Annotated in this window: 6 protein-coding genes and 1 pseudogene; 2 read left to right on the top strand and 5 right to left on the bottom strand. The window is 58.6% G+C overall.

Going from position 1 to position 11,396, the window contains the following annotated elements:
* Positions 1-940 precede the first annotated feature (940 nt).
* Positions 941-1,504, top strand: a complete 564-nt coding sequence (locus BDI24065_RS40230) for a recombinase family protein (RefSeq protein ID WP_175035854.1) — start codon at positions 941-943, stop codon at positions 1,502-1,504.
* 99 nt (positions 1,505-1,603) lie between these two features.
* On the opposite strand, the gene BDI24065_RS40225 is transcribed toward BDI24065_RS40230, so the two are convergent.
* From BDI24065_RS40225 to BDI24065_RS40205, 5 genes are all read right to left on the bottom strand, one after another.
* Positions 1,604-3,373, bottom strand: coding sequence for a hybrid-cluster NAD(P)-dependent oxidoreductase (locus tag BDI24065_RS40225; protein WP_175035853.1), 1,770 nt, complete (start codon positions 3,371-3,373; stop codon positions 1,604-1,606).
* Positions 3,374-3,464: 91 nt separating this feature from the next.
* The gene (locus BDI24065_RS40220; protein WP_175035852.1) at positions 3,465-6,752 is read right to left on the bottom strand and encodes a 4Fe-4S binding protein; all 3,288 of its coding nucleotides are present in this window, start codon (positions 6,750-6,752) and stop codon (positions 3,465-3,467) included.
* An 85-nt stretch (positions 6,753-6,837) separates the two neighbouring features.
* Complete coding sequence (locus BDI24065_RS40215; protein ID WP_175035851.1) at positions 6,838-7,788, bottom strand: response regulator; 951 nt, start codon at positions 7,786-7,788, stop codon at positions 6,838-6,840.
* A 173-nt stretch (positions 7,789-7,961) separates the two neighbouring features.
* Positions 7,962-9,680, bottom strand: a complete 1,719-nt coding sequence (locus tag BDI24065_RS40210; RefSeq protein ID WP_175035850.1) for an ATP-binding protein — start codon at positions 9,678-9,680, stop codon at positions 7,962-7,964.
* A gap of 122 nt (positions 9,681-9,802) precedes the next feature.
* Positions 9,803-10,765, bottom strand: coding sequence for a cytochrome-c peroxidase (locus BDI24065_RS40205; protein WP_217481854.1), 963 nt, complete (start codon positions 10,763-10,765; stop codon positions 9,803-9,805).
* A 369-nt stretch (positions 10,766-11,134) separates the two neighbouring features.
* On the opposite strand from BDI24065_RS40205, the pseudogene BDI24065_RS40200 reads away from it, so the two are divergent.
* Positions 11,135-11,323: pseudogene (locus BDI24065_RS40200) on the top strand (IS5/IS1182 family transposase); the annotation flags it as partial.
* Positions 11,324-11,396 lie beyond the last annotated feature (73 nt).

Genomic DNA, 11,396 nt, shown 5'->3' with positions numbered 1-11,396 from the left:
CACCGCCACTCGCGCCGTGTTTCTGCGCGACACCGGCGCAGGATATGGCCCCGGCGACCGTCCCGCATGCATTGACCCCGTACGCATCACGTGGCTGCGTGAAGGGGGTTGACCATGGGTGAACTGCCCCAGTGGCAGGCGCGCCCTTCCTGCCTCACCCGAACCCCGCCCCAGATCCGGCCGGGGCGGCAGCAGTTCGGCGAGTCCCCATGTTCCCTGAACGCGAGCCCCGGCAGCGTGGGGAAGAGGGGTCTGGCCGGGAGGGGCGGCGTCAGACGCGTCGCAACTGGAGGTGAAAGGGGTATTCCCCGTATTGCTGGCAGGCTGGATAGGCATGTCGAACCACGGTTGAGCGTATTGCCGCATTGGACACGTCCGATGGGCATGCTGCGCGACCGGACGCGAAGCGGACGCCTCAAAATCCGAAGCTGTTGAGGTTCGTTAATTGTGCTATTAGGTTCACTAATTTCGCCAATATAGCCCACGCGAGCGCATTTCAAGTTGCCATCGATATTTGCTGACCAGCACGAGTAGCCTGTCCATGTTACGCGCGCGCCGTACAATTGTCGTCGGAAGTCGCTCGAGTGTTGTCCCGAGCGCTTCGCATAAGTCGATGTCCGGCGTGAACCAGACCCGTTACCAGCGCGGTGCTGTTCACAAGTGCTGGCCGAGCCACGTTGGTGGCAGACCATGCAGGCTGCCGACTTCCGGGCGCTGTCGCCGCTGATCTACGCGCACATCAATCCGTACGGTCGCTTCGATATGGATATGGACAAGCGCTTGCCGGTTGAGGCATTGGCGGCCTGACGTGCACCCAGAGCCTATCAATAGGGCTTGCCCTAGCGATCGATCACGTCTACCCGGAAAACCCTCTCACTGAAGCCGCTTTCAGATTATGATCGACTCTCCATCGCAACCTGTCAGAAGCGTGTGATCGGAAATGATCGTCGGCTACGCGCGCACCTCAACCGTCGACCCCGGGTTCGACGCCCAGTTCAGGGAGCTGCGCGCAGGCGGATGCGAGAAGCTGTTTCAGGAACAGGTGTCGTCGGTCGGCGAGCGCATCCAGCTCGCCGCCGCCCTTGTTGAATACGTGCGCGAAGGCGACGTGCTGGTGGTGACGAAACTGGACCGGCTGGCGCGCTCGGTCGCGGACCTGATGGTGACGGTGCAGACCCTCGATCGCAAGAACGTCGCTTTCCGCGTGCTGCATCTGGGCATGGACACCCACACGGCGACCGGCAAGCTGATGCCGACAGTCCTTGGAGGTGTCTCGCAGTTCGAGCGCGAAATGATGCTTGAGCGTCAGCGCGAAGGCGTTGCGAAAGCCAAGGCGGCGGGGCGGTACAAGGGGCGCAAACTGGTTTCGCCCGAGCGCCGGGACGCCGTACTACAGTTGGCGGCGCTCGGCACGACGAAAACCAGCATCGCCCGTCAGCTCGAACTGGGCGAGGCGACGGTCTATCGCATCCTCGCTGCTGCAAAGGTGACGGACGCGAGCTGAGCGAAGAGCTGACGGCGCTCGCGCACGTAGATGACACTATTGGCAGCTATGTGGTCACTCCCCCTAGTTGCGCCCGCTACGGCTAGCGTGTGCTGGATACTAACGATCCACCACCACTCGGCCATACACGCGTCCCACGCAGCCCAAAACACAGCCGTCCGCAATATCGCTGTCGCTCAAGGTCGCGCCGGCGGGCATCCGAACCTCACCGGCCATCTTTTTAACTTTGCAGGAGCCGCACACGCCTGAGCGGCATGCGCTATTGAGCGCAACGCCGTTCGCCTCCGCGACTTCGAGCAGCAAGGAGCCGGCGTCACACGCAATTTCAACCCCGCTTTGCTCGAAGACAATCAAAGCGGGCTGCTTTGCCGCCATCCAATCGTCGGGAGTTTCATTGACTGCGCCGGCCCATCGCGGCCCCGCTACTTCCGCGATTTGCGCGGTCGGATGCGGCGCGGCGGCGGGTATGCGTAAGGGTGCCGCCTTGCCGCGCGAATCGCTTGCCGGCGGCGCAGCGGATACTGAAGCGCCTGTATCCGCTGCGCCGAAACGCTCCGACAAAATCCGATCCGATGGCAGACCCGCACGCGTGAGGATGTCCGTCGCGCTTCGCATGTATTCGCTCGGCCCGCACATCAACACGTCGCGTTCGAGAACATCGGGTACGAGCGCTTGCAGCATTGCGTCGGAAAGGCGTCCGGATACACCGAACCATTCGGCACTGACAACTGAACTCGGTACGACGACAATCCGCGCGGCTGGCAACTGTGCCGCCAAAACACGAAACTCTGAACCGAAAATCACGTCGTTCGGCGAACGAACACTGTTGATCAGTACGACGTCACGCGCGTCTCCAACGTCGGCCATCCAACGCAACATCGATATGATCGGCGTCACGCCACTGCCCGCGGCCAGCATCAGGAGTTTTCGGTTTGTCGTTCTCTCTATGTGAAATTCACCGAACGGCCCGCTGATCGCCGCGTATACGCCGACTAACATGTTCTCGGCGAGCCAGTTCGATATCCAGCCGCGATCTAGCCGCTTGACCGTAATCGAAAACCTGCGGGGACGAGACGGAGAGGACGAGATGGTGTAGCAGCGCCGCAATAGCCTATCGCCGGCTTTCACCTCGATTGAGATGAATTGACCCGGCTTGTAGTTGAAGAGCCCGATCGTTTCGCAGCCGAATACATAAGTGTTCGTGTCCTTCGTTTCGTTGACGACCGCAACGCACCGCGCCTGTATCGCACGTCCATTCCATGGCACCAGCGCCCCGGTCGCACCGCTTTCGAGCACCTCAGCGGTTGAAGTCGACGCGAACTCGGCGTGCGCGAGTTCGCCGCGAGCCATTCCGGTCGCAGGCCCGGCCGCGCTCGGTGCGACGGTTGTGCTGGAGAACGGCGCATCCGTTCCGTTTGCACGTTTTCTTGAGAGTTCACCGCATTCCTCCTCAACTAGTGCCAACAGATGGGTGATCGTGCGTTGACGTTGTATCCTCGCATTGCTAGCCGTGGACAGGCCGAGGCGGCTGAGCGAGGTGGTACTCGCCTGCGTGAACTTGTCGACGAAAACCGATAAATCCTGCTTCAGCGCGATCGCCTCGGCGGCGGTGACGGTGGACGTGACCGCATTAATTTCGCGTGTCAACGAATCAACGTCGACGGTGATCCGACCGCTTTCGTACGCCTCCCATAGCGCCGAATATCGCTCGCGCAGCACGGCGATGCTTGCGCGCACGAATTCACTCGTGCACCAGGTGGGATCGTCCAGTAACTCATGTAACAACTCGATTTTCGCAGGTGTGACGTTCTTTCTTTCATCAGTTAGGAATACGAATGAAATAAAGAAAAGCTGCGACACCTTGCTCATGTGTACATTCATAGCTTCCTCGGTACTTTCTATTGCTTATTTTTCCAACCGCAGCGTAGTATCCGTTTAACCAACGCGTATGCTCCGATTCTCACTTCGCGGCTACCGCGTCTTGTCCCCCCCCAGCTTCCTGCCATACCACGAGGTCCGCGTAGGCGGAAACCACCAGGTAGCGCTTCATTGCATCATCGCCCATGTCTTCGAAGTCCATGCGCGCCGGTGCCGACACGATGTCTTGCGCATCGCTCGCGTCGTCGCGCATCTCTGTCGGCGCGGGTTTATTGTCGGATGCAAGCGTGCCTGCACTGTGGGACGCCTCATCGTGGGATGCTTCCTCGATAGCGGCATATTCTCGATGCGCTGCAATTTGCCGTAGGCTGCCGGTCGCCAAAATGTATGATTCGTTCGCTTGCAGGGTCTCGGGTGTGAATACGGTGTTGCGGGGATAGCGCCTCACCGTCGCACGTCGCGCAATGTCTCCCGCTGCCTCCAGCGATCTTGCGTTGCGCCGGAACTGTCCCCCGCTCGCAAATAGTGCCGACAACTTAGTCACGGTGTTTAGGTGCACTTCGGTATAGGGAAGGTCATACGCGGGTACGACGAAGATTAGCGTGCAGACAGGTGGGAGGTCGGGCGTCAACGTAATGACGTCGCCCGAGCGAATGACGGCTTCCTGTTCAATCGGCAATCCATTGAGCCAGGCAGTCTCGCCACCCAGCGGCCCTCCGACGACGCGTGCGCCCTGAATGTGGGCAAGGAAATGCTGGGGTGCGACACCTACTTCTGGTAAATACAGATCGTTATCGCGATCGGAGCCGATACGGATCGACAAACTGTCAAAGGTGTAGCAGGTATCGTGGCGCGGTTGTGGCGCGGAACCGGGCTGCGCCGCTCGCGTTATACCCGCTTGTGGCCCCTGCACAGTAATCACGATCGGCGCGCGACCGGCCACTTGCTCCGGGCCAGCCTGCATGCCTCGGGAGATCGTCTCCATGACCTCCGCCACGAGCCACTGCTGCGCAAGGTCGCTTCGCTCCGCAAGCAGCTCTTGGCGCCAGTTCAGTGCCTCGTTTCGATCGAGCTTGGCCAAGGCGAACGCGGCGATTGCGCAATGCAATGGTTCGCCGTCGTTTGCCAATGAATGCAGACACCGTACGAGTGTAGGGATGGAGGTCGCGGCGGCAGGCAACGGCTCGGCATGCGTTTCGTCATCGGAGAGCACACCGACGATGGCATTGATCAGCGATGCGTCCAGCGCATCCTTCCAGGTCAACGCAAGTTGCTCACCGGCCGGCTCCATCATCACGTCGACAAAGGTGTCGGTGAACAATCGGGCGCACGTCGAAGCTGCGCCATGCGTGATGTCCGTGGGACCTACGGCGCGCAACAACGATAACATGGCGCGCAATACTGCCACGGTGCGCGCGCTCAGAACAACGCGTAAAGCGGAAACCAGTGGGTTCGAGAGGCGCACGATTGCTTCGTTCGAAAAGACGGCCAACTTGGCGCTTGCCAGGATCATCAGCTGTTCATTCAGCGCGGTGACTCGCATCTCGAGGGCCCCGCTAGCGGCGCGCACGTGTGTTAGTGCGGCTTTGTGCTCCTCATCCTCGATTTGAAGGCTGGGGCGCAGCATTCTGATCATGTCTTGAAACTCGGCATGAGCGAATGCGGTATCGAATGTATCGCCGAGTTCAATGCGCTTGCAGATCGCACTAGCTATCAACCTAGCATAGTTGGCCACGCTTTGCGCGCGTTCGCGAGCGCTGACCACACTGGGGTCGAGCTCCATCGCGTGGTCGTGACCTAGTTCATCAATCAACCGCGCGTGCTCTTCGGTCGAAATTCCCATTTCCCCGCGTAAGTCGTGCAGCACCTGCAGCCCGGCCGCGGACGTCGTCTTTTGCTGCGAGATCATCTCGTCGAGAATCCGCTTGTACGCTATGACCTTTTGTTCGCGTGTATAGGCCGGCAGCACCTTGGACAGGACATAGACTTCGTCCGGCTGCAAATCGTCAATGGACCGACCGTCCATATAGCGCGAAACATCCACTTTCAGTTTTTTGAGTTGCCCCAGCAGACTGGCCGCCAGCGCTTCTTGTCGATACTTGAACGGCGTACGATGAATTGCGGTGAAAAACCAGAGCGAACTCAAAATGACAATTGCCACATCAATTATCCGTGCAATCGGTGCCGGCAGCATCAAGAGACTCGGGCGTCCGCCGAATAAATAAAAGGTATTGATCGACAAAAACGCCGTGAAGCTCAAGCAATGATTGACGATTTCGGCCTCGGGGATGCGCCGCATACGATGGCGGACTCCGCGATAGAGGCCCTCCAGCACGGTACCCAGAGCCAGCGACGAGGCACCGCAAGTCGCGAGTGTCAGCGGCGCTGCGATAAGCTTCGGAATTGGAATCGAGCGATGCGCAATGAAAAATCCAGAGTCTAGAAATTGGGACAGTTGATTTGTCTCATGCGTCCAGTATCCTGAAAAATAGTAATCCCAATTTCCAGCATATAAATAGTAGTATCCGTAAAAACCACATATAAGTCCGTAAAATATGTAGTAAACGTGCCGCTTGATCGGTCGTTTCACGGTATCCCAATATGAGCCTTCCAGATCGATATCACTGCATGAGGTGGTGCATCCAACGCATGCGAGCTGGTCGCCAGACGGGCTGGAAATGCGACACGCGGACTGTCCGAGCCGTGCGCCGCTAACGTGCGGTGCGCTTTCGAGTAGGCCGCGCGGCTCGGTATAAATCTTTTGTACGACATTAATCGGGCAGACATAGTGACACCACGTTCGTCCGCCCCAAAGCGCGCCGACCGTGACAGCCGCGGCGATCACCAGCAGCAGCAAGAAGGCCAGCGCATGCCTGTCTGCATTGGCGAACAAGAGTCGGGCGGTTAAGCCCAAATAGAGCAGACCCATTTGCACATATAAAGCGTTGCGATCCAACCACTTGCCGCGCCCGATGACGGCCACCGTCTTGATGACTTTTCCGGAGTGGCGCTGAACGAAGGACGCTTTTCGAACCCAGCCCAAATAGCGCGGAATCTGCGATGCGAAAGAAAGCGGACACACGCGGCGCCATGTCTCATGCCCGAACACCATGAGGAACAAGGGGATGATCGGCACGATCATTGTCCACCAGATACGGGCCCCCATGGCATAGGTGTTTTGGGCGGCTGGCGCATGGCCCTGAATGGAAGGGCCATTGCCGTGTACGTGAAATGGGCTGCCTGTTGCCGAGGGATCGGTCAGCGTTGGCGTCATCGGGTCCCAGAACAATGAGACGATCAGGACGATCCAGGCTGCGAACAGAGCGGCGCGCACGGTGACCAGAGACTTCTCAGGGGTTCTGGCAAACACGACGTCTTTCCTAGAAAGGTGTGCCCTGGCTCGGCAATTGAAGCTATGCGTGCCAGGAAATTCGCGGTTGAACCGCGGGGACTGCTCAAAGACCTTGTGGCCCCTGAACTTCAGTGAAGCGGCGCAGGCTCTGAACAATGCTCTCGACGATGGCTTCGCTGCTCGCCGATTCGTCGTCCGCGGCGAGCAGGCGCTTCTGCGCGTCGGGACCTGCGCACAAGCGATGGTGTTCACGCATCGCGGCCGAGACGGCCAAGCGAAAGACGTTCGGTTGAATTGGCTTGATCGCGACGCGATAGATTCGTGCTCGGTTGATCAAGTCAATGACCAAATCGGAGTCTGCCGCTGTCGTGAGCACGACGGCGACGATCGACGGCGCATGACGCTTGAGCGCGGCGAGCAGTTCGGCTGTACGCTGGCCGTTCACGAAGGTGTTGGCTACCACCACACCGATGTCGTGGTGCCTCATGATCTCGAGCGCTTCGTTAATGGTCGATGCGCCTAGCACATCGTAATCCTCGGTGAACATTTCCATCAGTTCATGCCGGTCACTGGCCACCCCCTCCAGTGCGAGCAGCTTCGTCGCGTTGGCCAGTGGGGTGGGGAGATCAGCCACCGCGACAGGCTTTGCGCTGGGGGCGGTAGGCACCGCTCCACGTTGCGCGCGCGCGCGGGCGCTACACTCTTGCAGGGTGCTTTCCAACTCCTCCTTTCGCCACGGCTTGTTTAGGAAGCGATACACCTCGCCGTCGTTGACGGCCCCAATGATAGAGACGAGATCGGAGTACCCGGTCAGGAGGACGCGCACGGTATAGGGCGAAATGGCGCGCACTTGCGCCAAGAGTTCGATGCCTGTGATTTCCGGCATGCGTTGGTCGGATACGACGACGTCGATCTGATGCTGCTTCACGATCTCGAGCGCTGCACGGCCATGAGTGGCGGTGAAGACTCGATAACTGCCCTGAAATATCAATTTCAGCAGCTTGACGATGCGTTCCTCGTCGTCCACGAAAAGTACTGTTGCGTCGTAGCTCATCGACTGTCCCGGCGAATCAATGATTCAACTTTGGCGATACGAACGTCGAACGCGCTTGCATCAAAGCGTTTGCGCTCGGCGCGAATGGCCACCTTCCTCACCCACTCACTGCCATTGCTGCCTATACTATTGCCGGCGTCTGAACATCTGCACGCCTACTTATCCAAAGCGCCTCATGCGGATGGGTCCGCACCGCTGCGAACGCGAACCGGAAGGAAGACCGAAAACGTTGTGCCGATGCCCGGTTTCGATTGCACTTCTATACGCCCATGGTGATTCTTGATGATCCGGTAGCAGATCGCCAAACCCACGCCAGAGCCTTGTCCCGGCGGTTTCGTGGTGAAATACAAATCGAAGATGCGTGACAGTACTTCGGGCGACATGCCCGGACCGTCGTCGGTGATCGTCACGACGATCATGTCGTTGTCGGTTTCGCGCGTGGTGATCTCGAGCCGCCCCGTCTTGTTGCGACCCTGCATCGCCTGCGCGGCATTCATGATGATGTTTAGGAACACCTGGTTGATGTGTGAAGGCGACCCCATGATGCGCGGCACATTCGCAAAAGAGGTGTGCACTTCGGCCACGTGCTTGATCGAATTGCGCGCGATGGCTAGCGCACTGCTCAGCCCATCTTCCACCGAAAACTCCGAGAGCTTGCCGTGATCGAGCCGGCTGAAGTTCTTGAGCGACATCACGAGTGTCGATATCTGCTCGATACCATGCAGCCCGTCGTCGAGCAGCATCGAAATATCGGCTACATAGGCCTCTTTGACGGCCTCTTTTTCGTCGGCGGGCGCATCGCCTCGTTCCGCGGCCAGCTCGGCCGCCGACGCCATGATTCGAGGATTGGTCAAAATCTGATCTCGCAAGAACTCGAACGTTGCCTTGATGTAGGCAAGCGGTGTGTTGATCTCATGGGCCACGCCGGCCACCATCTGGCCGATCGCCGACATTTTGGCCGCTTGTATCAGCTGTGTTTCCACTTCGGCCTTCGATGTCAAAAGGTCATCGTTCGATTTACTGACGATCCGATACCTTCTAGCGCTACCTATCGCCGCCTGCAGGAACAGGGCGATGCAGAGCAACCCGGCTATCGCTGCGCACGTCGACATCCATTGCGCGGTGCTAATACATTGCGCGCGCCGTGCTTCACATGCTCTCAGCAGTTGTTGAAGGGCGGTAGCCGTATCGATGTCGCTGAATGCGTGGGTAGATTCGCTCAAGACCTCCGTGTTGCGCAACACGACTCCGATGTGGGACGCGAATAAGCCGAGTTCGGCGGGAAGCTGCACGCTGCGAGAGATCTGCGTCAATGTTTCGATTTGAGTGCGTAATGACGTTGCAATCTCGACTCCGGGATGCGCGGCATACGCGGCCAATCCGATCGATGCGCCTTTGATGTTTTGCCGAATCCGGTCGAGCAGTGCTTCATCGATGGCATTTTTGTCCATCGCACGGTCAAGTAAGCCGCCTAGAGTGGGCAGATAGGTAACCGAACTGGAAATAATCGCGCGCGCCGATTTCATTCTTTCGGCGAGCTCGCGTTTTTCGTTTAGCTTAGAGACGAACGCGGTAAAGTCCGTGCTCGTCGATAACTGAGCAAATACCCCGGGCGCCCGTTGATGGCTCGTGCGAGAGAGTTGGTGCACCGTGTCGGCGAGTGCATCGCTTGCTCGGTTCAGCGCGTCGTAATTTCTTGCGTAGCCGAATGCGGCCAGCATGACTTGCTCGTTCCAGCGTGTTTCTTGCTGCTGGGTGCGCTGGATGATCGCGATCGCGCTATCAGCGCCATCGCGCGTGTCCGCTGCCTTCCAAAACAGCAGCGCGCATACGGTCAATAGCGCGAGACCGAGCGCAACCCGCAAGTAAAGGTCGGGGATTGAATTCCACATGAGACGGGACCGCTCTCTTACCGTGAAGGGAGTCGGAACTGCAACGGTCGCAGGCATGAACACACCACCCTATTTCAAGCAAATGTGAAGACCGCCGAGGCGGCAACCGGACGCAAGCAAAGTCATGGGGCACCGTGGGCGGCCTTTAGCGGCTTGCCTTGATAGGTTCCGGTCAATGTCCCGAGGAACTTGGCGATAAGTTCGACGTCCTGTTCGCTGAGCGTTCGGCCCAACTGATATCGCGCCATCACGCGAATGGCTTCGTTCAGGGTGGGAGCCGAGCCATCATTGAAATATGGAGGACGCAGCGCGACGTTGCGTAGGCTCGGGACCTTGAACACGAACTTGTCCGCGTCAACTTTGGTGACAAGAAAGCGGCCGTAGTCTTGCCGTGGGATCTCACCTTTGGCGCGAAAATACTCGCCGGCCGGGCCGATCACGCCAAGCGGCTGAAACATGTTGCCCCCGACGTTCATGCCCTGGTGGCACGCCGCGCAGCCGTATTGCTTGAATAGCCGATACCCGGCCAATTCCTGCGCGGTTATCGCTGTTCCGTCACCACGCAGATAGCGGTCGAAGCGAGAATCCGGCGTTGTCAATGTCCGCTCGTAAGCGACTAGGCTGTCAGTCACATTCGCCTGACTGGGCGCTGTGTGATAAGCGTTGTTGAATAAGGCGAGCAGCGCGGGATCGACGCTAAGGCGTTGCAGGACGGTGGGCCAATCCGATGCAAGGCCGTCCCTATTTTTCAACACAAAGCCGATTTGCTCTTCGAGCGTGGATGCGTGCCCATCCCAGAACTGCACGAAATTGAAGCCGACGTTAAAGATTGACGGCGTTCGCCTGGTGCCTCGCTTGCCGTTTTCACCGACGGAAATCGGTTGGCCGTCGGAGCCCCCCAACTGTGTCAGGTTGTGGCAGCTCGCGCACGATATCTGCTTTTGACCCGACAGCAGCCGACTGTTGAAAAGCGCCTCGCCTAGTGTCACCTTTGCAGCTTCGGATGCTAAAGCTGGGCGCGCAACGGGCGGAAGTGGAGTGATCGGCTCAACCGCGTCGGCGTGCGCATGAACGTGAACAAGCATCGATGCAACGCCGATGCCGATCGCTGCGACGGTTTTGCGGACAGCATAGAGTGTCCGGCTGCAGTACCTTGCTCTCAAGGTGAATCGAACACGCACCATTTTGGTTGCCCTGAGGATCCCATTCTTTGAGAAACGGGAAGGGAAAATTTCGCGCAAAACGCATACACAATATAGGCAGCCGTTTCAATTTCCGATTTTTTAATGCGAAGAGTCGCCGCGAATTGCGAAGACTTCGAATCGAGGGGCGCGACGTTGTTGCATAAATCGGGCGCGTGGGGGGCTACTGACGTTTACGCACAACAGCCGGTAGGGAAGTTCTGTTAAAAATTCGGGTTCCTGCATAGATTCTCGATTCTTGGCTTCGAGAAGATGCGCAGGGACAAGGGCAAGACGAGCGGACCGAAGGCTCGCTACCGTGTCAGGAACTGGCCGACCTACAACGCTGGCCTGATCAACCGAGGTAACGTCACGATGTGGATCGATGAAGCCGCCCTTGCGGGCATACCTGAGGCCGAGCCAACGCGCGGCCGGCCGCGTCTGTACAGAGCCGCGCTGATCTAGCAGGCTGTTGAAAAGCGCCGCGGTTTGATGGCCGGGGCACTGATTAAATGGATTTGGTATGCGATTGGCC

Origin of the sequence: Burkholderia lata (genome assembly GCF_902499025.1) — a bacterium.
GTDB classification, from domain to species: Bacteria; Pseudomonadota; Gammaproteobacteria; order Burkholderiales; family Burkholderiaceae; genus Burkholderia; species Burkholderia lata_C.
The sequence above is the reverse complement of the archived record's forward strand: the minus strand, read 5'-3'. Positions and strand labels throughout refer to the sequence as shown.